This window comes from Floridaenema fluviatile BLCC-F154 (assembly GCF_041929135.1).
GTDB lineage: Bacteria > Cyanobacteriota > Cyanobacteriia > Cyanobacteriales > Aerosakkonemataceae > Floridanema > Floridanema fluviatile.
In genome coordinates this window covers 45,085-69,692 of record NZ_JBHFNS010000043.1, presented here as the reverse complement: position 1 = coordinate 69,692, position 24,608 = coordinate 45,085, and the positions used below count along the sequence as shown (strand labels likewise).

Here is a 24,608-nt window from a genome sequence, read left to right as displayed (position 1 = left end):
TCCTACATTAATCAACCCTTCATTCCCCCAAACAAAGCTATTTCCAAAACTTTAAAATAACAATCAACATTCATAAATCCGATTTCTCTCAACCATTCACACTGAATATCTAAAGGCGCTAAAATATTCGCTACTTTATCAGGTCTGTGGTAAAATTCTTGAGCAATTTCTTCCCTAGTTTTCCCTGATTCATTACGTTGATGGAACTCATACAGCGAATCAATAAACACCTCAGAAAAAGCTGTTTCTAACCATTGACTAGGCGAGGAAATATGTTCTAAATTCAAGAATAAACCACCAGGTTTTAGTAAACTAAAAATCTCCTGATAAATCTCCTTTTTCCGTTCATCAGTTTGGTGATGAATCGCAAAACCAGAAACGATTAAATCAAATTCACCTTGACTTTTGACCGCATTTACCCAGTCTTTAACGCCAAAATCTTGGGAAATAAATTCAGCATTTTGACTATTTTCCAGTTTGCTTTTAGCTGCTGCTAACATAGTTTCGGAAAAGTCCAAAAATACAGCCTTAGCTTCTGGGTACTTGGCTAAAATTGCTCTGCCTAAAACGCCATCGCCACAACCTAAATCTAAAAAAGTTTCGACTTTTGGCAAAGCTAAGCTGATAATTTTTAACATTACCTGAATTTGCTCAGATGCAAAAGGAATACCTCCGCGTACTCCTTCGAGGAAAGTTTGGGCTAATTCGGCATTTTGCCAAGCGGTATCTGTTCTAGTCATAGTTATTCAAGAGTAACAATTACTGGGGCGTGGTCGCTAGGTTGGGTTAACTTTCTGGGTGCAGTATCTATGGTGGAATTGGTGGCGCGATCGCTCAAACCAGGAGTAAGATAAATATGGTCAATTCGCCAACCTCTATTCCCCTTAAAACCACCAGTTCGATAATCCCACCAACTATAATGTCCACCTTCGGAAGTAAATTTCCGAAACACATCAATTAATCCTAATTCTAATACAGTTTGTAACGCTTGACGCTCTAAATCTGTCGCCATTATCTTAGTTTCTCTACCTTTAGGATTATGAATATCTATATCTTCCAAAGCAACATTAAAATCACCACAAATGCAAAGATTACTGGGTGTTTTGCCTAACAAATTTTGTAAGTATTCTCGCAATACAATCAACCATTTTAGCTTATATTCGTACTTTTCACTAGCCACTGCCGAACCATTGGGAACGTAAAGGTTAACAACACGAATATCACCAATTACACCAGTAATTACTCGCTTTTGTTCGTCAAAATTACCCGCAATATTTTCGCCTAAAATTGGGGCAAAACCTTGACTAACTTCCGTTAAAGGTTGACGACTAATTAACGCTACACCGTTGTATGATTTTTGACCAGAAATATAAGCTTGATAACCTAAAGTTTCAAAAGGTGCGATCGGAAATAACTCATCTACAACTTTAGTTTCCTGCAAACATAAAACATCAACTGGATTTTCCTGCAACCAATTGGTTACTTGTTCCAAGCGAGTACGAATTGAGTTAACATTCCAAGTAGCAATTTTCATTATTAGTCATTGGTCATTGGTTATTGGTCATTTGTAAATTATAAATTATGACTTATAAAAAAGATTTTTTTGAACCGCGAAGACACGAAGGACACGAAGAGAAGAGGAAGAAGAACAGATTATGGTAGGGTGCGTCAGAAGCCTAAAGTCTCAATAATCAATTTATAACGAAAATCTGACGCACCCTACAAGTTGATTTTTACTTTATCTTCTTCTGCTTCTTTCTTCTTCCTTCGTTTCCTTCGTGTCTAAGTGCTACGCACCGCTACGCGAACGTGGTTTAAAAAAAATCTTAGTCTTGGTAAATCATCAGTTATTTAGGTGCGTGACCAGAATTTACTATATGATTCCAATAGTAGTTAAAAGTCAGGTCACGCACCCTAAACTGATAATTAAATCTCGCAGTTCAAAGCACCTGCTTTTTGGGTAAAGCGGAGATTTTCCCGATAGTCAACTGGACAATCAATTACGACTGGGACATCCTGTTCTAAAGCAGTTTTTAAAGTTGGAATAAAATCAGCAGTTGATTCAATTCTGTACCCTTTTAATCCCATGCTTTCAGCGAATTTGACGAAATCAGGATTGCTGAATTTAATGAATGACGATCGCCCTAATTGATTTTGTTGTTTCCACTCAATTAAGCCGTAACCACCATCATTAAAAATGATTGTGACAAAAGCAGTACCGACGCGCAAAGCAGTTTCTAATTCTTGACAATTCATCATGAAACCGCCATCGCCTGTGACGGCAACAATTTTCTTGTCAGGATGGACTAATTTTGCCGCGATCGCACCCGGAATTGCAATCCCCATTGCCGCAAAACCATTAGAAATGATACAAGTATTTGGGCGATCGCAATGATAATGTCTCGCCATCCACATTTTATGTGCGCCGACATCAGAAATCACGATATCTTCTGCCCCCATTACTTGCCGCAAATCGTAAATTAGTTTTTGCGGTTTAATCGGAAAATCATTATCATTAGCATAACGTTCGTAATCAGCACGAATGTCATCTCTTAATTGCAAAGCATAAGTATCTGGTTTTCCCGTGCGATCGGCGCGTTCTAAAATCTCTTCCAGCGAATCAGAAATATCTCCAACTACTTCAACTTCGGGAATATAGCTACTGTCAATTTCCGCATGAGTAGCATTAATATGGACAATGGGAATTTTCCCATCAGGGTTCCACTTTTTCGGGGAATATTCAATTAAATCGTAACCAATAGCTATTACCAAATCAGCATGATCGAAACCACAACTAATGTAATCTCGTTGTTGCAAACCTACCGACCATAGTGCTAAAGGATGAGTATAAGGAATTAAACCTTTACCCATAAAAGTATTAGCAACTGGGATATTTAATCGAGTAGCAAATTCAGTTACAGAAGTACTAGCATTAGCCCGAATTGCCCCATTTCCCACCAAAATCAAAGGATTTTTTGCTTCAGAAATTACTTCGGAGGCGTGTTTAATACTGCGGAAAGAAGCAAAGGTTTTTTCTAAATCTCCCTTACTTAAAGGTTCCCCTGTCACTTCCATTGCGGCAATATTTTCTGGGACATCAATATGCACTGCCCCAGGTTTTTCTGATTGGGCTAATTTAAAAGCTTTCCGCACTACTTCTGGAGCAATGCTAGGCCGAACAATTTGGGCATTCCATTTAGTTACTGAAGAAAACATTGCTACCAAATCTAAATATTGGTGCGATTCTTTGTGCATCCGATCGGTCCCCACTTGCCCAGTAATTGCTACTAATGGAGCTCGATCTAAATTCGCATCAGCCACACCTGTCATTAAATTAGTTGCACCAGGGCCTAAAGTTGAAAGACAAACTCCAGCGTGTCCTGTCAAACGTCCATAAACATCAGCCATAAAAGCGGCACCTTGTTCATGGCGAACTGTGATAAATTGGATACTGGAATTTCTGATTGCTTCTAAAACATGGAGGTTTTCTTCTCCTGGTAAACCAAAGATATATTTAACACCTTCATTTTCCAAACATTGAACCAACAAATCGGCGGTATTCATTCTTGGTTATCACTCCTGGGTTGATAGTAATTCGTGATTAGATTGATAGTTAGCAGTGAGTAGTTAGTAGACAAAACAGCCCTAAGTACGGGCGGGTTTAGCAAATAACCTTTGTAACTCACAGACAATCTCTGGACAAAACCCGCCCCTACAATTACGATGTTTTTATTTGATCCAAACAGTTTTAACGTTGACAAATTCATGAATGCCCTGGATGCCTAGTTCTCTACCGTAGCCGGAACGCTTGATGCCACCAAAAGGTAGACGCGGATCGGATTTCACTAGACCATTGATGAATACAGCACCTGCTTCAATTTCTGAAATCAGGCGATCGCGTTCTGCTTCTACTGTAGTCCAAGCACTAGCCCCAAGTCCAAAGGGAATGTCATTTGCTTTTTTAATCGCTTCGTCAATATCTTTGACTCGGAATAATAACGCCACAGGGCCAAAAAATTCCTCTTTGTCTGCTGGCGATCCCGGAGTCAAGTTGCTCAAAATCGTGGGAGGAAAATAATTACCGGGTCGATCGCTAAAAGAATGCCCACCTGTTAAAATTTTTCCGCCAAATTGGACACATTTTTCCACTAAATCATCCAATTCTTGCACAATTCCCGGAGTTGCCAAAGGGCCAACGTCTGTATCTGGTAACATCGGATCGCCAATTTTTAAAGCTTGGAATTTCTCTACCATTAGCTTTTCAAATCGATCGGCGACTGCTTCCGCAACAATAAACCGTTTCGCCGCAATACAAGATTGACCATTATTAATCATTCTCGCTGTAACTGCGGTAGTCGCTGCTGCTTCAATATCAGCACTTTCCAAAACAATAAATGGATCGCTTCCTCCTAATTCCAAAACCGTTTTTTTGATGTCTTTCGCAGCAGCAATTGCTAAACTAATTCCTGCCCCTTCACTTCCGGTTAAAGTTGCCGCTTTCACTCTTTCATCTGCAACAATTGCAGCAACTTTATCTGCACCTATTAGTAAAGTTTGAAACACAGCATCGGGAAAACCAGCGGCTTGAATTATTTCCTCAATTGCTAAAGCACACTGCGGTACATTAGAAGCGTGTTTTAATATGCCGACATTTCCTGCCATTAATGCAGGTGCAGCAAAGCGAAATACTTGCCAAAAAGGAAAGTTCCAAGGCATTACTGCCAGAATAACTCCTAATGGTTGATAGCGAACAAAGCTTTGACTAGCATCAGTATTCACTGGCACATCTGCCAAAAACTGAGCCGCATTTTCCGCATAATAACGACATACCAAAGCGCATTTTTCGACTTCTGCGATCGCTGCTTTTAACGGTTTTCCCATTTCTAAGGTAAGAATTTTCCCAAACCGTTCGCGATCGCCCTCTAAAATTTCCCCCGCCTGATTTAGCCATTGCGCCCTTTGACTCATCGACGTTTGACGGTAACTCTCAAATGCCTGTTGCGCCCGTGCTAGCTTCGATTCAATCTCCGCATCCGTTAGCGCCGCAAAAGACTTGACTAATTCCCCGGTTGCTGGGTTAATAGTGGCGATACCCATTTTAATCTCCAGTTCTGCAATAATTCCTTGGGGTAACACTTTAGTTTTTTACATAATTAATTTGCTACCCCAGCCTTCCTTTAATCTTAGATTTATTTTTCAATAAAAATCACCAACTAAAAGTTATAAACTTGCAGATTTGCATTATCTTTATATATTGTTTCACAATCCTTACTAGCGGAATTTACTAAATTTTTACGATTATAAATATATCGTTTTTAAACTTAGTAAATCTTCATAAGTCTCAGGATATTTTTAAGATTAGGGACTGGGGACTAGGGACTGGGGACTGGGAAATTTTAGATTTTAGATTTGATTTCTCCCCATCTCCCCATCTCCCCACCTCCCCATCTCCCCATCTCCCTTTAGGGATAAATGAGAATCTTGTAAGTTTCTGGAGTTGGGGAAACGGCTTTGGCTACAGCTTGGGATAATTCTTGGAGAGGATAGCGATCGCTCACCAAAGCATCCACATCAATGCGCCGATTAAATACAATGTCTGTAGCCAGAGATTGCAACCGGAAAGAGGAACTGTAGCTACCCATCAAATCAATTTCCCGACGATACAGGATATTTGGGTTAATGGGAATTTCCACTTCATCGGGAAACTCAGCAAAAAATAGAATTTTTCCCCCTTTGCGAGTGCAGTCTAACGCTTGAAAGAAAGCCTTATCGCTGGGAACGGCTAATAAAGTAGTATTAACTCCCAAACCATTAGTTAAAGCTTGAATTTTCTGGGGTAAGTCTGGATCGCGAGCATCAAAAGCGGCTTCTGCGCCTACAGCTAAGGCTTTTTCAATGCGGGAGGGTAACAAGTCGGTGGCGATCGCTCTGCCCCCAAAATATTTGACCAACATAATAAACATTAACCCGATCGGACCTGCACCAGTAATCAGCACCGTCTCACCTGGTTTAACCTCCGCCTTTTTCACCGCCTTTAAACAGCAGTTAGTTGGTTCCACAAAACTCGCTTGCTCAAAAGTTACATCATCGGGAATCGGAATTAACCCGCCACTGCGAACAATATGTCCCGGAACCTTCACATATTCCGCAAAACCACCCCCACTAGGCGCAAAACCCGCCGTTGTGGTGATATTCTTGTAAACCTCACACATGGAGAAGTTTTCATTTAAGCAGTACTCGCAACGCATACAAGGAATATGGTGCATCACCACCACCCGTTGTCCTACTTGCCAGTCTGTTACCGCTTCTCCCACTGCGGAAATTACCCCCGCAGTCTCATGTCCGAAAATGCGTGGTGGTTGATAAAGCGGATAAAGAATCTTTTTAATATCCGACTGACACAACCCCACTACCCGCACCTGTACCAATACCTCATCCGCTGCTAATGTCGGTACTGGTACTTCTTCGTAACTTAATTGATTTACCCCTCTAAAGACCTGTGCTTTCATCCTGAGTTATTTGTCGCTAGTGAGTTCCATTGTTATTTGTGCTTTGTTGTCGGCGATTTGTCAATCTCGGCTGGCTAGAGATTAGGTATGAGGGGACGGAAAACTAGCTCAGTGAATTTACTTGTGAAAAATAGTTATCAAATTTTGTCAACCCGGAATTTACTACATTAATCATGATTGCCTGAGAATTTTTGATAAATTGCAGTAATTGTCAGGCTCAATTGTAGTTACGAGCGATCGACAAATTTGCGCGTCGTTTTTGGCTAATTAAAAATGTTCCCTTAGTTCAAATATCTTGAGACTTGCTATCCCCAGATCAACGCTACTAGCCTTTCTGCAAGCGCAAAGAATCACTAATTATTTTTCCTTTATTACAACTTAAAAATCCTCCTGATGACCCCTGCAAGTTCCTGAAAGAAGGATTAGAAACACAGGAGATTAAAAAATTTCTATGGGACATCTCAATATTACTGCTACTACTTTACTTTTGGCAGTCTTAAGTTTCTCTAGCCAAAGTTTGCACATTCAAGCACAAACTATTACCACAGAAAAAGCCGAAAATTCTGCTAATGTAAACTCTATTATTTCATACCCAGTCGCAGTAGCTAACGACGATCACCGAGGTAGCGGAAGGTAAAATTACCGAAGTAAAAATAATCTTTAATAATGGAAGCCTTGCACTAATCTAAGCGTTGACTGCCGATTTATTTTGCTAGTTTTCCTCTTATGTCGGTAAAGGGAAGAAATTTAGTTATTTTACTGCTGCATTTTATCATACAACAGTTAGTGAGAATTCTGCTAGGTAAAGCCGTGATTTTTTCCCTAACCCATGCCAAGATTATCTTAGCGTGGGTTTTTGACTTTTTTTTGCTTTTTAGCCAGTATTGAGTAGTATTTATGACTGCCGATCGGCTAAATTTTGGAAAGCAGGGTGGCTCTTAAACGTAACTTAATACTGCCTACAGCAGAAATAATGGGTGCAAAAGAGTAATCATTCCGTTGATGATGGATCGTAGCGTCAGCTAATTGCTTCTGGCATCAGGCTGAACAGCTATTCATCCTCAGCAGTGGTTTGAGGCTCGGAAAACTGGAAGTTTTGAATTTATGCGATACCATCTTTCCTACTTATGAGTAACGACTTAGATCTGATCAAACGCCTCAGTCCCAGTGCAATGGATCAGATCATGCTTTATCTGGCATTTAGTGCCATGAGAACCAGCGGACACCGCCACGGAGCGTTTCTGGATGCAGCTGCGACAGCTGCGAAATGCGCCATTTACATGACGTATTTGGAGCAAGGACAGAACCTCCGCATGACTGGTCATTTGCACCATATTGAGCCAAAACGGGTGAAGGCGATCGTAGAAGAAGTAAGACTTGCTCTGACTGAGGGCAAACTGTTAAAAATGTTAGGTTCTCAGGAACCCCGTTATTTGATTCAGTTTCCTTATGTCTGGCTGGAACAATATCCTTGGATGCCAGGACGATCGCGCATTTCCGGTACTAGTCTCACCTCAGAAGAGAAAAGGCAGATCGAGGAAAAATTACCTCCTCTTCTGCCAGATGCTCAGCTGATTAACTCGTTTCAATTTATGGAGTTAATTGAATTTCTCCACAACCGTTCGCAGGAGGATTTGCCAAAAGATAAAAGAGTTTCTTTGAGCGAAGCTTTGGCAGAACACATTAAACGCCGTTTAATTTATGCTGGCACAGTCACCAGAATTGATTGTCCTTGGGGTTTACCTTTTTACGCCCTCACCCGTTCTTCTTACTCGCCCTCGAATGATGAGGAACGCACTTACATTATGGTGGAAGACACGGCACGATATTTCCGGTTAATGAAGGGATGGCAAGAACGACAGCCGAAAGTGATGCGTGTTTTGGAAGAATTGGATATTCCACCCGATCGCATTGACAGAGCAATGGAAGAATTAGATGAAGTGATCCGGGAATGGGCCGATCGGCATCATCAAGAAGGCGGTCAACAAATGGTTTTACAAATGGTATTTGGCCCTAAAGATGATTAGGGTTTTACTACTAAAGTATTGGGTGCAATCTACACTGCTATCCTTGAGAAAATCAGACAGAAACATACAACGAAGGAGAAAGAAAATGTTAATTTTATTTAAAATAAATCCCAGCTATTCTATATTTTGTAATAACCAAAAGCCACTATAAGTTATTCCCGAATCATCAGGTTGTACTAATAAAAAATGAAGTCCCTTAGTTTTTTGTTTACGTTGGTTAAATATTTGTGCTGCTACAGTAACTTCTTCATCTGCAAAAGTCGCCACCACCCATCTATCCAATAACCCAGCTTCTAAAATTAAGCCATCGGGTTCACCAGGAATATAATTTAGGGATACAGGTCGAGTTTCCTGTATCCAACGTGCTAACTTCAAAGATTGTTTTCCTCCGTCAATCACTACTCCCGGAACTGGCAAAGTAGAAGCTATTCCTAAGTTAATAGGTAAGAGAAAATCCGGCATTTCTAAAATGGGAATTGGTTGTCCGGCAAAACTATCGACAATATCACTAGCCACGAGAGTGGCAAAGCGCCATTTTTCTCCCCAAAGCTTTTCAGGTAAAGGAACTGGTGGGGGTTTTTCTAAAGCTATGGGATCGAAAGGTTCGCCACTTTGGGAATACTTCCGTGCTTTTAACCAGGTTTTTAAACTCTCGGTGCGGCGGGTTGCTTCGACGGAAATTCCTAATTTTTGGGCAGCAGTTTCAATTAAATTGAGTGCTTGGGGGCGAAATACTTGGATTTTTTTGGGTCGATTTTCTGGGGAAGTGATTACTTTTTGAAATTCGCCGACTAACCAATTAGAATTAACTTCTGATTGGGGACAAAATGCTTCATATCTCCAGTTATTTTTGGTATCACAAATTAATAATTCCCACAAGGTTTGTCCGGTGGAATCTTTGAGGGGACGACGATAAAAATCAACTTGCCAAGGCATAAGTTTACTCATATCTTGCATTTTTCATTTTAGCTTGCCCGGAACTTAATTTACATAATTCCAGTCCCCAGTCCGCAGTTCCCCGACAGCCGTCTTGTTTAAGTTGCGGGATTGTACCCAAATTTATAATTGCTCTAAATTTGTGATTTTGAAGAAAATAGCACATTTTTTTAGATTTAGCAGGACTATCTGCTACAGATAGAAGTGTACTTTAAGTGAAGTAATCGATTAGCATCGGTTATTAAGTGATTGGGAAACACCCCTCAATGCTCAGTTTTCACAGAAAACACAGTGGTTTTGCTCTCGGAGACTGGTTAAATCGCGGAACTCCCTACAGGTTCACGCATACACAAGAAGTTAAATTTTCGTTGTTTATGCCCGTTAACCTCTTCCCAATTTCTTAACACCTTAGTAAACTCTTGTAATTTAGTTTAGTTCAATCCTATGAATCCTGCCCTGACTCAATTTGGTAATCGAATGTCCCAGCTTACAGGCGTGCGGGCAATCATGAAAGATATTAAACAAACCCTACAAGCTAATAAAGGACAGCAATTTATTAATCTCAGTCCCGGAAATCCAGTGATTTTACCGGAGGTTGAACAGCTGTGGCGCAAATACACAGAAGAGTTGCTGAGTGGCTCTGATTATGGTAGTGTGGTTTGCCGTTATGGTGATTCTCAAGGTTATGAATCATTAATTGATGCGGTGGCTGATGATTTTAATCGTCGGTATGGGTTGAGTTTAACTCATCAAAATATCTTGATTACTCCGGGGAGTCAAAGTATTTACTTTTATGCTGCTAATGCTTTTGGTGGTTATGCTAAAAATGGTCAGTTAAAGCAAATTGTTTTGCCTTTAAGTCCTGATTATACGGGTTATGGTGGTGTAACTTTAATCCCGGAAGCTTTAATTTCTTATAAACCACAATTGGATATTGACGCATCAGCGCATCGTTTTAAATATCGCCCGGATTTTAGCCAGTTAGAAATTAATGAAACTACTGGTTGTGTGTTGTTTTCTCGTCCTTGCAATCCGACGGGTAATGTAATGACGGAAGATGAGGTGTTGAAAATTGCAAATTTGGCTGCACCTTATGATGTTCCGGTATTAATTGATTCGGCTTATGGCCCGCCGTTTCCGGCTTTGAATTTTACGGAAATGTCTCCGGTGTTTGGGCAAAATATTGTGCATTGTATGAGTTTGTCGAAGGCGGGATTACCGGGGGAAAGAATTGGGGTTGCGATCGGAGATGAAAAGATAATTCAAGTTTTGGAATCGTTCCAAACTAATATGTGTATTCATTCGTCTCGCTATGGACAAGCGATCGCAACTAAGGCGATCGCTTCTGGCGCTTTAGCCGAACTTTCCACTAAGGTTATTCGCCCTTACTATCAACAAAAGTTTGTCATAGTAGAAAGCATTCTCGATGAATCAATGCCTCAAGATTTACCTTGGTTTTTACATCGAGGTGAAGGCGCAATCTTCGCTTGGTTATGGTTAGAAAACTTGCCGATTACTGACTGGGAATTATACCAAGTGTTAAAAAAAGTTGGGGTAATTGTGGTTCCCGGTAGTTCTTTCTTCCCCGGATTAAGAGAAGAATGGGCACACAAAAACCAATGTATTCGCATTAGTTTGACGGCAACTGATGCAGAAATTGCTGAGGGAATGCGACGGTTGGCTAAAGTTGTCGCAGAAATTTATCAAAAGTCTGCTGTGGCAATTTAGTCGTTTGTAGGGTGCGTCAGATATCATAATTTTGGTAGGTTATAATAATTTTCTGATTCTGACGCACTGTATGTTAATTAGACATCTCCAATAAAGAATCTCAAAGGCAGGATAAGAATATAAAAGGTAGGCAGGATGCCTACCCTACAAGAGTTATTGGAGATGTCTATTAAGAAATAGTAGAGATTCAATTAGCGAATTGATCGGAACTAAGATGATGAGGAAATTATTAATTGCTCAAAGTATTGCTTTTTTTAGCTTTTGTTTTCTGCCTGTGACGATCGCATTAGCGGGAACTTGTGCAGGTCGAAGTTGTCCGCCTCCGCCCCTTGGTTTTACACCGGGACAATGGATTAATTTTGAAGTAGTTAATCGTACAGGTGTAACTGTTGAGTTACAAAATGTACCAAGAACTCCGGTACTTTTTTTGCGTCCGGGGCAAGAAGTTAGGTTTCCCAGACAAGCAGCAACCGAACCAAATCTTTCTTCATTATATTGGGATGCTGCACCTTATTTATTAAGAGCAAGACTTTCTAAACCAAGTGCTAATACGCTACGAGTGGAGATAATACCAGGGGGACTTCCAGGCGATCGAGCCCTTTACATTCGTGATGATGGTCGAGTCATCATTTTTTAGCAAAAGTTTGCATTTTTCCCAGTGATAATGAGATAATATTGGCGCTTGAAGAATCACTAAAGAAAGGCAGCAGGGAAGAGGATTTTTGCTTTTGTTAAAACCTTTGTTCTCGAAGCGTTAGCAGGTGAAATTATGTATAAGAACTTACTGAGAATCTTAGGTGCAACTTTCTTAATTGTAGCCGGGATTATTATCACTACCGAAACTATCGCAGGACCAAAGTTTGTTAAGACTGGAAAAACGCTCAAACAAGATGATTTTATTACTTTACAAGTAAGAAATCATACGGGAAATCCGATTAGTGTCGAAATTCCTTCTTATACTGACCAAATTACCATGAAGCCGAGAGAAAGAAAGAAACTCCGCTTTAAATTGCGGAACAAAGATCATGGTCTTTCCGTGTTATATTGGAGTCCCACTGGAGAGCAAGCATTATCAGGAAGGGTAAAAAAACCAAATTCCCAAACAGTGCTTTTGGATTTACAACCTGGTAGTTTTGGTCAACAAGACGATCGCGCAATTTACGATACAGAAATTCCTGGTCAAGTAATGGTTTTTTAAATGCCCAACGATCGATTACCTTTACAACGTTGGGAGTTTTACCCAAAAAAGCCTCAACTAGCTAAAGAATTAGCCGAAAAATTTCATCTTTCTCCTTTATTAGCGCAAGTATTAATTAATCGAGGAATTGAAACAGCAACTCAAGCTAAAGAGTTTTTAGAACCGGAAACTCAATTTTTACCCGATCCTTTGGATGAATTTCCTGACTTGGGAATTAGCTTGGAATTGTTGGAAAAAGCGATCGCTTCCCAAGGCAAAATTGCTATTTGTGGCGATTATGATGCTGATGGCATGACTAGTACTGCTTTGTTGTTGCGATCGCTCCGTAGCTTAGGCGCTAAAGTAGATTATGCCATTCCCAGTCGCATGACTGAAGGATATGGAATAAATTGCCGAATTATCGAAGAATTTCACACAGAAAACGTCCAACTAATTTTAACAGTAGATAACGGTATTGCCGCACTTGAACCAATTGAAAGAGCCAGAGAATTAGGTTTACAAGTCATCGTTACCGATCACCACGATATCCCGCCAAAATTACCTCCAGCAAATGCGATTCTTAATCCCAAACTAATTCGAGAAACGTCACCTTATCGGGGAGTTGCTGGCGTAGGAGTAGCTTATATTTTAGCAGTTTGTTTAGCTCAAAAACTCGGCAAAGCTAAGGGTTTAGTTAAACCAATGTTAGAGTTATTTACATTGGGAACAATTGCCGATTTAGCACCCTTAACTGGAGTAAATCGACGTTGGGTAAAACGCGGTTTACAACTTTTACCTTACTCTCAATTAGCCGGAGTACAAGCATTAATTCAAGTTTCGGGAGTAGAAAGCAGTTCCAATTCATCTCTTAAGTACCAACAATTAACTGGAAACTCAAAACTCAGAACTCAAAATTCCCTAAATCCTGAAGATATTGGTTTTAGACTTGGGCCAAGAATCAACGCCATTGGTAGAATTTCTGACCCACAAATCGTGATTGATTTATTAACTACTGATGATATGGGTATAGCTTTAGAAAGAGCTATGCAATGCGAACAAATTAACCTGAAGCGACAAAAATTATGTGAAGAAATTGAACAGGAAGCTATAGCATGGTGCCAACAAAGCCAAATTGATTTACAGCAAGAACGAGTTTTAGTTATTGTCCAACCAAACTGGCATCATGGCGTAATTGGAATTGTCGCTTCTCGCTTGGTGGAACGCTACGGAGTTCCAGTTTTTATTGGTACTTATGAAGAAGAAGATCGAGGACATATTCGCGGTTCAGCTAGGGGAATTCCTGAATTTGATGTGTTTGAAGCTTTGTTATTTTGTGAAGATTTGCTAGGGAAATTCGGCGGACATAAAGCAGCAGGTGGCTTTTCCTTACCTGGCAAAAACTTAGAACAATTTCGCCAAAAACTGAGTGAATTTGCTCATAAATTATTGCAGCCAGAACATCTCAAACCTTTGTTAAAAATAGATATTCAAGCCGAAATTTCCGATATTAATTTAGAGTTATATCAGCAAATCCAGGCTTTACAACCTTGTGGAATTGAGAATTCAGCACCCGTTTTTTGGATGTCTGATGTGCGGATTTTGGAACAGCAAATAGTTGGGAAAGGTCATATTAAGTTAACTATTTCTCAGTTTAGATCGCCGGACAAAATTAAGGCGATCGCATGGCGCTGGCGCGACTACTTTCCCTTACCCACTAGAGTCGATCTAGCCTATCGGCTCAGAGAAAACAATTTTAATGGAAGTAAAACTGTAGAATTAGAAATATTAGGTGTCAGACCAGGAAAACCATTGTCTTGGCAAAGCTTAACAGCCGAAACTATTCCCTTAAAAGCAGAATTTTATCACAATCAAAAGTATTACACTTGCGGTTTATATCCCAATAATTCATTAACAGAATTAAGAATTAGAAATGCTGAAGGCAAAGTTTTAGCAGTTCCTTTAGGAAAAACCACAGGCTTGTTAGGTAAAACTCGCGAAGACGCAGTAGACGTAAATATTTTACAACCCCCCTTCTCCTCTTTAGTGGAAGTAGCACAAGTAGCTTTAGAAAGAGTCAAAGACCGACTTTAGTGTGATTTTAGTTACTTCATCAACCCAAATAAGCTCGATTTCTTGAAGAAACGAGCTTTTGGGCTATACCTTAACCGAGCAGTACAGTAGCCTGTAATACAAATTGATTAACGATTAAAAATCAGGGTTTTTGTTAGTTAAAGATAAATATATTTGCTTCTAAAACCAAAAAATAGTTCCTCAAACCCTATATATAGTAAGGACTTAATGTAATAAATAACACTATTAAAAATCTCTCCATTTAGGGGGATAGGAAAACATGAAATCTACCTAAAGGGGTAGATTTCATAATAGTTAATAGGCTAATTTTTCCGCAAATTTTCGTGTAGTTCACAAAAAGTTTACATATTTTGAGAAGAATATAAATTTTTTGTAAAGATATAATTGCAATAGTGGTAATTCCACTTAGGTTTTACTTAACATTTCGATAGATACAAAGTTCAAAGTAATGAACCGATGTATATCAACCTGATGCAAACTGACGATTACCAACTTATGAAAATTAGTTTTCAGGTATTTAATCTAACTGAAGTAATAGTTAACTATGTTGAGGAGAACTCATGAAAATAGCTTTCATAGTTGGGCGATTTCCGGTTTTGTCTGAGGCATTCATTTTAAATCAGATTACAGGTTTAATCGATCGCGGACACCAAGTAGACATTTACGCCCTAGAAGGATATGAACTAGAAGAAAAAGTGCATCCAGATGTGGAGAAATATCACCTGCTTGAGCATACCTACTATGCGCCAAAAATCCCCGAAAATTATGTTTGGCGAACCCTCAAAGCCCTCTGGTTACTAACAACTAACTTCTGGAAAAATCCTTTAGCTTGTTTACAAGCAATCAACGTCTTCAAATACGGCAAAAAAGCCGCTTCACTCAGGATACTTTATACAGCAATTCCTTTTTTAGGAAGCCAGCAATACGAGATCATTCATTCTCAGTTTGGTATCTACGCCTTAGAAGTAATGTTTGTCCGTGATGTTGGCGGATTAAAAGGGAAATTAATCTCTTCATTTCGGGGATATGATATTAGTTGGTATGTGCAAGAAAAAGGCGATCGCATTTACGATCGACTATTCAAAACCGCAGACTTTTTTCTCACCAACTGCGACTTTTTTAAACGCCGCATCCTCAAACTAGGTTGCGATCCGAATAAAGTCCTTGTCCATCGATCGGGTATTAACTGCAATAGATTTGCCTTTAATACTCGTCATCCTTCATCTGATGGAGTATTTCGCATTGCTACCACTGGTCGTTTAATCGAGAAAAAAGGCATAGAGTACGCCATTCGTGCCATAGCCAAAGTAGCAGAAAACTATCCCAATATTGAATACAATATCATTGGTGATGGGTATTTAAAAGAATTTTTTCAGCAACTAATTACCGACTTAAAAATGCAGGAAAAAGTTAAGTTGCTAGGCTGGAGAAATCAACAAGAAATCATCGAAACTCTTGACAAAACACATATCTTTATCGCTCCCAGTGTTACCGCAGCTGATGGCAACCAAGATGCCCCAGTTAACACTTTAAAAGAAGCAATGGCGATGGGTTTACCTGTAATCGGAACTCAACATGGTGGGATTCCAGAACTAATAGAAGATGGTATTTCTGGTTTTTTAGTTCCTGAACGTGATGCTGATGCGATCGCCCAAAAACTAATCCATCTAATTGAACATCCAGAACAATGGCCCCAGATGGGAAAAGCAGGTCGTGCTTACGTAGAAAAACACTACGAAACTAACAAACTTAACGATGAATTAGTTGAAGTTTATCAGCAATTAGTGAATAGAGGAAAATTCCCGGAACCTACTTTAAAACCACAAGTCAGTTTCATGCAGACTTAATTCCCAAAAACATCGGCAAACCAAGAAATTAAATTAGGAGTTTTTAGCAATGGAAGAACCGCTAGTTACTATTGTTGTCTCACCACGCGAGCGTTTTAGTTGCGCCAGTGAATCCTTAGAAAGCATTTACGAATTCACAGATACACCTTTCAAATTAGTTTATGTAGATGGAAATTCACCTAGTAAAGTTCAGAGCTATTTGCAAGAACAAGCCGCAGCAAAAGGATTTGAACTAATTAGAAAAAATTACTACCTTTCGCCTAATCATGCGCGAAATATTGGTTTAGCTCATGTTAATACCAAATACCTGGTATTTATTGACAATGATGTAATAGTTTCTCCTGGTTGGTTAAAAGCATTAGTTCACTGTGCCGAAGAAACTGAAGCTACAGTAGTTGGTCCTTTAATGTGCCAGGAAAAACCCTTGCATGAAATTATCCATTTTGCCGGAGGAGAATCCCATGTTTTAATCGATAAAATAGGCAGAAGAAGAATCCGAGAAAAGATGTACAAACAAGGTCATCGAGTTCCTGAATTACGCGATCGATTGCAACGCAAACAAACGGAATTAGCCGAGTTTCATTGTGTATTAGTACGCACCGAAATATTTGAGAAAATCGGTTTTCTTGACGAGCAATTAATGAATACTAAAGAACACCTTGATTTCTGCATGACTGTAGCTGAAGCTGGGGGAACAATCTATTTTGAACCTACTTGTGTTGTCACTTATGTTCCTGGCCCACCACTGGAATTATCAGACTTGCATTACTATATGCTGCGTTGGAGTGATGCTTGGACAATGACTAGCTTAAATCGTCTGCGGGAAAAATGGAATTTAGACGAAGATGGCTATTTTAAAACTAAATATAAAGGTTTAGGCTGGCGCAGAAGAGACACGATTATTCGTCCTCTCAGTCGTCGGCTCACCTTTGGCATTAAGAGCCATTTACTAGAAAAATGGTTAACTCCGGTAGACAAAGCAATTAACCGCTACTTAACCGATCGCTACACCGAAAAACAGCGCCAACTAACTCAACAACAAACTCCCTTACAGCTACCTAAATCTCCAAAAACAGCATTATCAAGTAACTAAATCGGGGTCAAATTTACCGAAAACGAAAACTTTTCTCAGGGGAATTAGGTGACAAAAACATGACTTTTAAAGCTGTCTACACACCCAAAAGCAAACTCAGAAATCCTCTCCAATTATTCAAACAAATGTGGCGAGACTTATTAGCATCTCGCGAACTAGCTTGGCGGCTGATGATACGCGATATCAGTGCTCAATATCGCCAGTCATTTTTAGGATTTACTTGGGCTTTTTTACCGCCAATAGTAATGGCATTAGGATTTACCTTAGCTAGTGATTCCAATGTTATTAATGTTGGTCAAACTGATATACCCTATCCAGCTTACGTGATGTTTAGTACCGCACTTTGGCAAACTTTTGTCGAAGCATTAAATGGCCCAGTGCAAGCAGTAACTTTGGCAAAACCAATGCTGGCTAGAGTAAACTTTCCCAGAGAAGCGATTATCTTAGCCAAAATCGGCGAAGTTTTTTTTAACTTCGCAATCAAACTAATTTTAATTGTTGGTTTGTTTATTTGGTTTAAAGTTCCAGTTAGTTCAACTGTAATTCTTGCTCCTGTAGCCTTAATTCATTTAATTATGTTGGGCACATTTATCGGCTTGTTGTTAGCACCTTTAGGAATGTTGTATCAAGATGTTTCTAAAGGTCTAACTATGATTACGGGTTTTTGGCTTTTCCTCACTCCAGTAGTTTTTCCAGTTCCCACTCAAGGCACTTTTGGAACGCTGGTAAGACTAAATCCTGTGACACCTTTGTTAGTTACAACCAGGGAATTAGCAACTACAGGAATTATTTCCAATCCATCGGGATTTTGGATTGTCAGTATTCTTACTTTCATTGGCATTCTGTTAACTTGGATTGTCTTTCGTTTAGCAATGCCTTTCGTAATTGAACGGGTGAGTTCATAATATTACTCATCAATTACCGTTCAATTCTTCAATATTTTTGCCAATTAAATAGCAGTAGCCAGCCTTAAAAAGTTAGGGGAAAATTCTCTTTCCTCAGACCACTCTTTGTCTAAATTTGGTAAAAACAATGGAAAAACTTGTGTCAATAATCATCCCTTGTTTTAATGCACAGCGATGGTTGTCCGAAGCAATTGATAGCTGTCTTCAGCAAACCTATCCTAATATCGAAATTATTGTGATTGATGATGGTTCTACCGATAACAGTTTGGAGATCATCAAAAGCTATAAAGATCGAATCATCTGGGATACTGGGATAAACAAAGGAGGCAATTATGCTCGGAATAAAGGCTTTGCTTTGTCGAAAGGTGAATATATTCAATACCTAGATGCTGATGACTATATTTTACCAGAAAAAATTGCCAATCAAGTGCAAGCTTTCGAGAAAATGGAAGGTGATGTTATTTACAGTGATTGGAGGTACAAGAAGCATTTATCTGATGGCAGTAGTTATCTTGATTCAGTAGAAATTTGTGGGCCAAAAAATGATTTTTTAGAGTCATTACTCTCAAACGATCAATGGGTTCCTTTAGTTGGTTTACTATTTACCAGAGAGGCAATAATTAACAAAGGTTGTTGGGATGAAAGCTTAAAAGCTGCTCAAGATAGAGATTTTTTAATGACTATAGCTATCAATGGCGGCAAGTTTGTTTATCAACCAGGTTGTGATTCGATCTACAGAAGACATGATGATATAACTGTTTCTACTTCCTGTAGATTGCGTTGGCTAAATAGTCATTCTCAGGTAATGGAAAGAGCCGAAAAGAAACTATTTCAATTAGGTAAACTTTCTCAAAATTATCGCCAAGCTTTAGCCAAAGCTTACTTTAAGTTTGGGAGAGATTACCTGTACGATCAGTTTCCCAATATTAACCACGATAAATATTTACGATTTCTGCAATCTATGGAAAAAGCTTTGGTGCTGTTTCCTGAATTTGAATCAAGTAGTCGCAGTAAAGTTCATTATTTAATCCAAAAGTTATTTGGCTGTCGCATGGCAGAAATAATGACTTATTATCTGACTAGATTCAAATTGTCCTTGCGTTCCTTTAGCGTAGTAGTTAAAGAGAAAAATTCACCTGATTACGCTTGGAATAGGTAAAAACTAAAGCAGAGCCAACGATCGCAAAAAAATCTTTTGTTGGCTCTGCTAAAATAATTTAAATTGTGTCTAGTTAGGCTTTATTTGAGAGGATACGATCGTGATGATGACTGAGTTAATCGAAGATTTTAATCAAGAAATTGCTCCGCGACAGGAAGATAGCGAAGTAGTTGTATCTGTGGAAGGTGTGTCTAAAAAGTTTTGTCGAGACTTGAAGCGATCGCTCTTCTACGGCGTGCAAGATATCGCCACTGAACTAATCGGAGGACAACGAAAAAGTGAGGCTCTCCGTACAAAAGAATTTTGGGCACTTAAAGATATTACTTTCCAATTGCGACGGGGAGAAGCACTAGGTTTAATTGGTTCAAATGGAGCCGGAAAAAGTACTTTATTGCGAATTATTAGTGGATTAATTAACCCCGATACAGGTTGTGTGAAAGTTAAAGGTAGAGTAGCTCCTTTAATTGCATTAGGAGCAGGTTTTAATCCTATTTTGACAGGGCGAGAAAACATTTATGCTAATATGTCAATTTTGGGTTTACCCACTAAAGAAATTAATGAAAGATTTCAGGATGTAGTAGATTTTGCTGAAATTGGTGATGCGCTTGATTCACCAGTGCAAAGCTACAGTTCGGGAATGGCAGCTAGGTTAGGTTTTGCTTGTGCAGTTCACATAGAACCAGATGTTTTACTAATTGATGAAGTCCTCGCGGTTGGGGATGTAAAATTTAGAATGAAGTGTTACCGTCAGCTAGCAAAATTGCGAGAAAAAGGCACAGCTTTCATTTTAGTTTCCCATAATCCAAATGACTTGTTAAAGGTTTGTCATAAATCAGTTTATTTGGCAAAAGGTCGATTGATCGCATCTGGCGAAACCGATCCAGTGATGCGTAAATATGAAGAGGATCAGTCTTTAAATGTCTCAGAAACATTGAAAGGGAAGATGATTTTGCCAGCAAAACCTCAGAGTGAAAGCTTAGGGTTGGATATTCTTTCTCTCTATTTTAAAGATGAGCAAGGAAATTTATTGGAAACGCTGAATACTGGCGAATCTGCTTATTTATGTGTAGAATGCCAAGCTTATAAACACATTGAAAGTGCTAATTTAGGTGTAGCAATTACAGCGTTAGCCGGACAGAACGATCGCGTTTTATACATGACTTCAGCGAACGATCGCGAATCCTTAGAAATATCTCCCGGTAGAGTGGAATTGCAAATGCAAATGCCTTTCTGCGGCTTATTACCTGGTATCTACAGCGCCAAGATTTTCATCAAGGAAGGATTTATTTCTTTCGATATAGTTGAATCTTTTCGCTTTAGTGTCAAATCTAGCAAAGTAACTAATCAATGTCTGTTTTATCAGCCGCGAAATTGGAAAGTTGTTAGCAAAACCATCCTTTAGAAGTAGGTAGATATGAGTGCGATCGCTTAAATTTACATCATAGCTAAACCATTTTTTCAAATGCGAAATATGCACTCATACGCCCAAACAAACCTACAACTTTTTAACCAGCTATCTGATAGCGGCTACTCAAAAAGTGAACTGACTTTGCTGTACAATACTTATCAGTTAGTGATGGAATTGTTTACAGGTGGCTTTCGCTCCTCTGGGAAAACGTTTATCGCTCATTTGGTAGGTACTGCTAGTATTCTCGCTAGTCTTGGCGCATCGGGAAAAGTAGTAGCCGCGGGACTTTTACACGCTGCTTATACTAATGGTGATTTTGGAGATGGAAAGAAAGGTATTGATAATGCTAAACGGGAAAAAATTAGGCTGGTTCTCGGTGAAGAAGTCGAAGAATATATTGCTAGATATACAGCTTTGAAGTGGAATGAAAAAACTATTTCTGCTGTTGGCGATCGCTTCGATAGCCTAAGTGCAATTGAACGCGATGTGTTATTGATTCGCTTAACAAATGAGTTAGAAGAGTATCTAGATTTAGGTATTCTTTATTGTGGAGAACTGAAATATCAGCGATATATTAATCACAGTTGCGATCTGATGGTAGAAATGGCAGAAAAGTTAGGTTTTCCCAGTTTAGCAAAGCAACTAGCAACCGTATTTCAACAAACAACTTTAGCGGAAATTCCCAACGAACTGCGGAATCAAAGCGGTGAAAATGTTTCTTTTACGATCGCGCCTAATTCGTACCGAAAAAAACTTTCTCTAGTGTGGTATCCTTGGTTTCTTAGTCAGCTGCGGCGTTGGCGATCGATTCCGCGACGAGCGATTCGTGCGATCGGGAAAACTAATCTCAGCAGCCAAACTAATTATTAAATTTACCAGCCAAAAACTAAAGGGGGATTAACTCCCCCTTTAGTTTTGTTAAGAACTGAACTCGCAGAAGCTTTTATAAATTGCCGTTGCGAGAAGCTAGTACCACAATTACAGCTGGCCCAGCAATCATAATTAAAGCTACCAGAGTCAGCTGAGCAATCACTTCCCAGTGAATACTGGTAACAACACTGGTAACAGAATTAATAATTGATCCCATTTCTCCTCCCGCGCTATCCCAGATTGGTTTGAATACTTACGTTAAAAAATCCGTCTTTTATCTTACCTGTCCACAGCCCATTTTTTTTAAGCAACTTAACAAAAGTATAAAAAAATATAAATAATCATGAAGCTGGGAATTAACAAGGAAATCTCCCGTTAACTGGCAGAGTTGCTAGACTCGAAAAGCATTAATCGAAAGGAATCGGTGAAAATTATGGCAACTTGGAGTTGCGTCAAAGGGTGTGGTGCTTGCTGTTATCTAGAAGCATCCGAGCGTCCCGACCTAGAAGAGTATCTAACCCCAGAGGAGCTAGAGGAGTATCTCAGCATGGTGGGGGAAGAGGGATGGTGTGTAAATTTCGATCGCACTAGCCGCGAATGTCGCATTTACCCAAATCGTCCGCGATTTTGCCGCGTCGAACCAGAAACATTTCAGGATATGTACGACATTGCACCAGAAGAACTTAACGATTTTGCCATTGAATGTTGCCAAGAGCATATTACAGACATTTACGGTGCTGATAGCCCAGAAATGCAACATTTCAATCAAAAAGTGAAATTTTAGCTGATCATTTTATACTTACTTGATGTATTCTTTCGGTGAGATAAACTTAGGTGTTTTATAGGAGTGGTTCGTGCAACAAAGATCGCCAAGCCCTTATCAACAGCTAGCTGATCTGGAAGAGAGACTCAATCGTGCGAATGAATACATTCAACGGCTGAAGCAGGAAAACAGCAAACTTCAACGAAAAGCTGACTGGTTCGATCCAGGAAATCAATCTCCAGGAAATCAATCTCAGTCTCGCATAAAAACTGGTGATTTTTCACTTTTGCGGTTAGAAAAAGCCACGCCGAGAAGAAGAAGACGTTCCTCTAGATATCGAGACTTAGAAAGTAGCAATTATCTCAGAAAGCGGAGAAGTCGCCCCGGCTGGAAAAAACTTTATCAGCTACGATTAGCAGGGTTGATCTTAGCAGCACTAACGATTTTGTGGATTATTGTCTCTGCGATTTCTTCCGTGGTGCAGTTTTTTAATCGGAGTGAAATTACATTTGCTGGACAAAATACAGAACTGTTAAAGCAGCTACCGACTACGCCGTTATTACCACCAGATATTCCTCCGGGAACTAGAGCGATCGCACTGCCAACACCAACAAATTCCAGTTTACAAGAAACTGAATTAGTTTATAACGTCACTACTCCTCCTAACTTAAAACCAAGTCAACAATTACAAGCAGTTGTTGATGAAATGGTGCAGTTAATTCAATCCCGAAGATTATCCACCGAACCCCTGTCGATCGCATTAATTAATGTGAAAACTGGAGAAATAGCGGGATATCAACAAAAATCACTCTTTTATCCCGCTAGTGTGGTGAAAATGTTTTGGATGGTCAATGTTCTTGACCAAATGCAGCGAGGAATTTTACCCAATGAGCCTGTTTATGGTGCTGATTTAAATCGGATGATTCAACAATCTTCTAATGATGCGGCTAGTCGATTAGTTGATGCTTTAACTAGTACTGACTCTGGTTACAATTTGCGAGGCGAAAAGTATGTTAACTGGGCAAGTAAGCGCCGCAAAATTAGTGAATTTTTCGGCAAAGCTGGCTACGAAGGTATTGCTATTCATCAAAAAACCTACCCGATTAATTATTTGCGCCATGAAACGCCAGAGGGTAGAGATATGCAAATGTGGAACGATCCTCAAGAACTGAGAAATCAAATTTCTAGCGAACACGCTGCTAGATTAATGTATGAAATTGTCACCGGAAAAGCAGTTTCCTCAGAAGCAAGTGCCAAAATGGTGCATTTCTTGGCGCGAGATTTACGATTGTCAGCTTGGCGGGAAAATACCGCCAGATTTGCTGGATTTAACCCAGTTCGGGGCTTTTTGGGGCAAGGATTGCCTTCTGAGGTGGATTTTGCTTCCAAAGCAGGTTGGACGGAAACAGGTCGTCATGAGGTAGCTTTTGTCAGAAGTAGGGAGGAAAATGGCCCAATTTATGTTTTGGCGATCTTGGGTGCAGATGAAGGTTATTCTAAGGATTGGCAGCTATTTCCGATGCTGTCGCAGGTGGTGTTCGATCGCATGAGTGGAAAAAATCCCGAACAACAGTAATAAAAATTACGCCAAAATGCACTCTTGCCGATAAAATGAAAGAAATATGAAAATAATCTAGCGTTGTAAAATTGCCTGTGAAACTTTCTTCTGCACCGCCAACCTTGTCTGCTCCTGAGTCGCTGAATCAGACTAAGGATGCAAAACCAACTATAATTGAGTCAAAGTTGCATATCTCTGATTCCGGGAAACTGGAGAAACCGACACAAGAGCCAAGCCAGAATTTTAGTAAAGGAGCATTAGCAGTTTTTGGCTCTACTTTTCTAACTATTTTCTTATCAGAAATGGGAGATAAAACTCAAGTAGCTACTTTGCTGATGAGTGCAGAATCTCAGTCTCCTTGGTTAGTTTTTGCTGGCGCATCTTCCGCATTAATCGCCACAAGTTTGCTGGGAGTTTTACTCGGTAGGTGGTTAGCAACTAAGGTATCTCCACAAATTTTAAATAAAGCTGCCGGAATTAGTATGTTAGTAATTACTATGCAGTTAGTTTGGGAAATTTTTCATTCTTAAATGGGAC

The 24,608-nt window shown here is 39.6% G+C and carries 22 protein-coding genes; 15 read left to right on the top strand and 7 right to left on the bottom strand.

Going from position 1 to position 24,608, the window contains the following annotated elements; genetic code table 11:
- Positions 1-11: 11 nt before the first annotated feature.
- From ACE1B6_RS10700 to ACE1B6_RS10680, 5 genes are all read right to left on the bottom strand, one after another.
- The gene (locus tag ACE1B6_RS10700; RefSeq protein WP_413257213.1) at positions 12-740 is read right to left on the bottom strand and encodes a class I SAM-dependent methyltransferase; all 729 of its coding nucleotides are present in this window, start codon (positions 738-740) and stop codon (positions 12-14) included.
- A gap of 2 nt (positions 741-742) precedes the next feature.
- The gene (gene xth, locus ACE1B6_RS10695; protein WP_413257212.1) at positions 743-1,534 is read right to left on the bottom strand and encodes an exodeoxyribonuclease III; all 792 of its coding nucleotides are present in this window, start codon (positions 1,532-1,534) and stop codon (positions 743-745) included.
- 392 nt (positions 1,535-1,926) lie between these two features.
- Positions 1,927-3,564: an acetolactate synthase large subunit gene (locus tag ACE1B6_RS10690; protein ID WP_413257211.1), complete on the bottom strand. Its 1,638-nt coding sequence runs from the start codon at positions 3,562-3,564 to the stop codon at positions 1,927-1,929.
- A 165-nt stretch (positions 3,565-3,729) separates the two neighbouring features.
- Positions 3,730-5,097 carry an NAD-dependent succinate-semialdehyde dehydrogenase gene (locus tag ACE1B6_RS10685; protein ID WP_413257210.1) on the bottom strand — a complete coding sequence of 456 codons (1,368 nt, stop codon included), beginning with the start codon at positions 5,095-5,097 and terminating at the stop codon, positions 3,730-3,732.
- Positions 5,098-5,462: 365 nt separating this feature from the next.
- Positions 5,463-6,509 carry a zinc-dependent dehydrogenase gene (locus ACE1B6_RS10680; RefSeq protein WP_413257209.1) on the bottom strand — a complete coding sequence of 349 codons (1,047 nt, stop codon included), beginning with the start codon at positions 6,507-6,509 and terminating at the stop codon, positions 5,463-5,465.
- Between the two features lie 451 nt (positions 6,510-6,960).
- Here ACE1B6_RS10680 and ACE1B6_RS10675 point away from each other — a divergent pair, with 451 nt between their 5' ends.
- Complete coding sequence (locus ACE1B6_RS10675; RefSeq protein WP_413257208.1) at positions 6,961-7,146, top strand: hypothetical protein; 186 nt, start codon at positions 6,961-6,963, stop codon at positions 7,144-7,146.
- Between the two features lie 490 nt (positions 7,147-7,636).
- Positions 7,637-8,536: a heterocyst differentiation master regulator HetR gene (hetR, locus tag ACE1B6_RS10670; RefSeq protein ID WP_413257207.1), complete on the top strand. Its 900-nt coding sequence runs from the start codon at positions 7,637-7,639 to the stop codon at positions 8,534-8,536.
- A gap of 114 nt (positions 8,537-8,650) precedes the next feature.
- Here hetR and ACE1B6_RS10665 read toward each other — a convergent pair whose 3' ends face one another.
- Positions 8,651-9,484, bottom strand: coding sequence for a Tab2 family RNA-binding protein (locus ACE1B6_RS10665; RefSeq protein WP_459563002.1), 834 nt, complete (start codon positions 9,482-9,484; stop codon positions 8,651-8,653).
- Positions 9,485-9,916: 432 nt separating this feature from the next.
- On the opposite strand from ACE1B6_RS10665, the gene ACE1B6_RS10660 reads away from it, so the two are divergent.
- The 10 genes from ACE1B6_RS10660 (at position 9,917) to ACE1B6_RS10615 (ending at position 21,750) form a co-directional block, all read left to right on the top strand.
- The gene (locus ACE1B6_RS10660) at positions 9,917-11,200 is read left to right on the top strand and encodes a valine--pyruvate transaminase (protein WP_413257205.1); all 1,284 of its coding nucleotides are present in this window, start codon (positions 9,917-9,919) and stop codon (positions 11,198-11,200) included.
- Positions 11,201-11,414: 214 nt separating this feature from the next.
- Complete coding sequence (locus ACE1B6_RS10655) at positions 11,415-11,837, top strand: hypothetical protein (protein WP_413257204.1); 423 nt, start codon at positions 11,415-11,417, stop codon at positions 11,835-11,837.
- A 132-nt stretch (positions 11,838-11,969) separates the two neighbouring features.
- A complete protein-coding gene (locus ACE1B6_RS10650; RefSeq protein WP_413257203.1) occupies positions 11,970-12,398 on the top strand; it encodes a hypothetical protein in 429 nt (142 codons plus the stop codon).
- Positions 12,399-14,468, top strand: a complete 2,070-nt coding sequence (recJ, locus tag ACE1B6_RS10645; RefSeq protein WP_413257202.1) for a single-stranded-DNA-specific exonuclease RecJ — start codon at positions 12,399-12,401, stop codon at positions 14,466-14,468. It begins immediately after the preceding gene.
- Positions 14,469-15,028: 560 nt separating this feature from the next.
- On the top strand, positions 15,029-16,315 hold the full coding sequence (locus tag ACE1B6_RS10640; RefSeq protein WP_413257201.1) for a glycosyltransferase: 1,287 nt from the start codon (positions 15,029-15,031) through the stop codon (positions 16,313-16,315).
- 49 nt (positions 16,316-16,364) lie between these two features.
- Entirely contained in the window at positions 16,365-17,408 is a 1,044-nt protein-coding gene (locus ACE1B6_RS10635; protein ID WP_413257200.1) for a glycosyltransferase family 2 protein, read from the top strand.
- A 59-nt stretch (positions 17,409-17,467) separates the two neighbouring features.
- Positions 17,468-18,313: an ABC transporter permease gene (locus tag ACE1B6_RS10630; RefSeq protein ID WP_413257199.1), complete on the top strand. Its 846-nt coding sequence runs from the start codon at positions 17,468-17,470 to the stop codon at positions 18,311-18,313.
- Between the two features lie 127 nt (positions 18,314-18,440).
- Complete coding sequence (locus ACE1B6_RS10625) at positions 18,441-19,472, top strand: glycosyltransferase (protein WP_413257198.1); 1,032 nt, start codon at positions 18,441-18,443, stop codon at positions 19,470-19,472.
- A 106-nt stretch (positions 19,473-19,578) separates the two neighbouring features.
- Entirely contained in the window at positions 19,579-20,874 is a 1,296-nt protein-coding gene (locus tag ACE1B6_RS10620; protein WP_459563004.1) for an ABC transporter ATP-binding protein, read from the top strand.
- Positions 20,875-20,943: 69 nt separating this feature from the next.
- Positions 20,944-21,750 (top strand): DUF6817 domain-containing protein, encoded by an 807-nt coding sequence (locus tag ACE1B6_RS10615; protein ID WP_413257196.1) that lies wholly within the window; start codon positions 20,944-20,946, stop codon positions 21,748-21,750.
- A gap of 73 nt (positions 21,751-21,823) precedes the next feature.
- Here ACE1B6_RS10615 and psb30 read toward each other — a convergent pair whose 3' ends face one another.
- Positions 21,824-21,967, bottom strand: a complete 144-nt coding sequence (gene psb30, locus ACE1B6_RS10610) for a photosystem II reaction center protein Ycf12/Psb30 (protein WP_413257195.1) — start codon at positions 21,965-21,967, stop codon at positions 21,824-21,826.
- 216 nt (positions 21,968-22,183) lie between these two features.
- Here psb30 and ACE1B6_RS10605 point away from each other — a divergent pair, with 216 nt between their 5' ends.
- From ACE1B6_RS10605 to ACE1B6_RS10595, 3 genes are all read left to right on the top strand, one after another.
- The gene (locus ACE1B6_RS10605; protein ID WP_413257194.1) at positions 22,184-22,534 is read left to right on the top strand and encodes a YkgJ family cysteine cluster protein; all 351 of its coding nucleotides are present in this window, start codon (positions 22,184-22,186) and stop codon (positions 22,532-22,534) included.
- Between the two features lie 70 nt (positions 22,535-22,604).
- Positions 22,605-24,089: a serine hydrolase gene (locus ACE1B6_RS10600; RefSeq protein WP_413257193.1), complete on the top strand. Its 1,485-nt coding sequence runs from the start codon at positions 22,605-22,607 to the stop codon at positions 24,087-24,089.
- A gap of 77 nt (positions 24,090-24,166) precedes the next feature.
- Positions 24,167-24,601 carry a TMEM165/GDT1 family protein gene (locus tag ACE1B6_RS10595; protein WP_413257192.1) on the top strand — a complete coding sequence of 145 codons (435 nt, stop codon included), beginning with the start codon at positions 24,167-24,169 and terminating at the stop codon, positions 24,599-24,601.
- The last annotated feature ends 7 nt before the right edge of the window (positions 24,602-24,608 follow it).

Bases quoted from the DNA above. Each gene is read 5' to 3' on its own strand.
- ACE1B6_RS10665 (WP_459563002.1), bottom strand. From the start codon at position 9,484: ATGAGTAAACTTATGCCTTGGCAAGTTGATTTTTATCGTCGTCCCCTC.
- ACE1B6_RS10620 (WP_459563004.1), top strand. From the start codon at position 19,579: ATGACTGAGTTAATCGAAGATTTTAATCAAGAAATTGCTCCGCGACAG.
- ACE1B6_RS10640 (WP_413257201.1), top strand. From the start codon at position 15,029: ATGAAAATAGCTTTCATAGTTGGGCGATTTCCGGTTTTGTCTGAGGCA.
- ACE1B6_RS10605 (WP_413257194.1), top strand. From the start codon at position 22,184: ATGGCAACTTGGAGTTGCGTCAAAGGGTGTGGTGCTTGCTGTTATCTA.
- ACE1B6_RS10660 (WP_413257205.1), top strand. From the start codon at position 9,917: ATGAATCCTGCCCTGACTCAATTTGGTAATCGAATGTCCCAGCTTACA.
- ACE1B6_RS10615 (WP_413257196.1), top strand. From the start codon at position 20,944: ATGCACTCATACGCCCAAACAAACCTACAACTTTTTAACCAGCTATCT.
- xth (WP_413257212.1), bottom strand. From the start codon at position 1,534: ATGAAAATTGCTACTTGGAATGTTAACTCAATTCGTACTCGCTTGGAA.
- recJ (WP_413257202.1), top strand. From the start codon at position 12,399: ATGCCCAACGATCGATTACCTTTACAACGTTGGGAGTTTTACCCAAAA.
- ACE1B6_RS10680 (WP_413257209.1), bottom strand. From the start codon at position 6,509: ATGAAAGCACAGGTCTTTAGAGGGGTAAATCAATTAAGTTACGAAGAA.
- ACE1B6_RS10630 (WP_413257199.1), top strand. From the start codon at position 17,468: ATGACTTTTAAAGCTGTCTACACACCCAAAAGCAAACTCAGAAATCCT.
- ACE1B6_RS10690 (WP_413257211.1), bottom strand. From the start codon at position 3,564: ATGAATACCGCCGATTTGTTGGTTCAATGTTTGGAAAATGAAGGTGTT.
- ACE1B6_RS10675 (WP_413257208.1), top strand. From the start codon at position 6,961: ATGGGACATCTCAATATTACTGCTACTACTTTACTTTTGGCAGTCTTA.
- psb30 (WP_413257195.1), bottom strand. From the start codon at position 21,967: ATGGGATCAATTATTAATTCTGTTACCAGTGTTGTTACCAGTATTCAC.
- ACE1B6_RS10635 (WP_413257200.1), top strand. From the start codon at position 16,365: ATGGAAGAACCGCTAGTTACTATTGTTGTCTCACCACGCGAGCGTTTT.
- hetR (WP_413257207.1), top strand. From the start codon at position 7,637: ATGAGTAACGACTTAGATCTGATCAAACGCCTCAGTCCCAGTGCAATG.
- ACE1B6_RS10685 (WP_413257210.1), bottom strand. From the start codon at position 5,097: ATGGGTATCGCCACTATTAACCCAGCAACCGGGGAATTAGTCAAGTCT.
- ACE1B6_RS10650 (WP_413257203.1), top strand. From the start codon at position 11,970: ATGTATAAGAACTTACTGAGAATCTTAGGTGCAACTTTCTTAATTGTA.
- ACE1B6_RS10625 (WP_413257198.1), top strand. From the start codon at position 18,441: ATGGAAAAACTTGTGTCAATAATCATCCCTTGTTTTAATGCACAGCGA.
- ACE1B6_RS10655 (WP_413257204.1), top strand. From the start codon at position 11,415: ATGATGAGGAAATTATTAATTGCTCAAAGTATTGCTTTTTTTAGCTTT.
- ACE1B6_RS10700 (WP_413257213.1), bottom strand. From the start codon at position 740: ATGACTAGAACAGATACCGCTTGGCAAAATGCCGAATTAGCCCAAACT.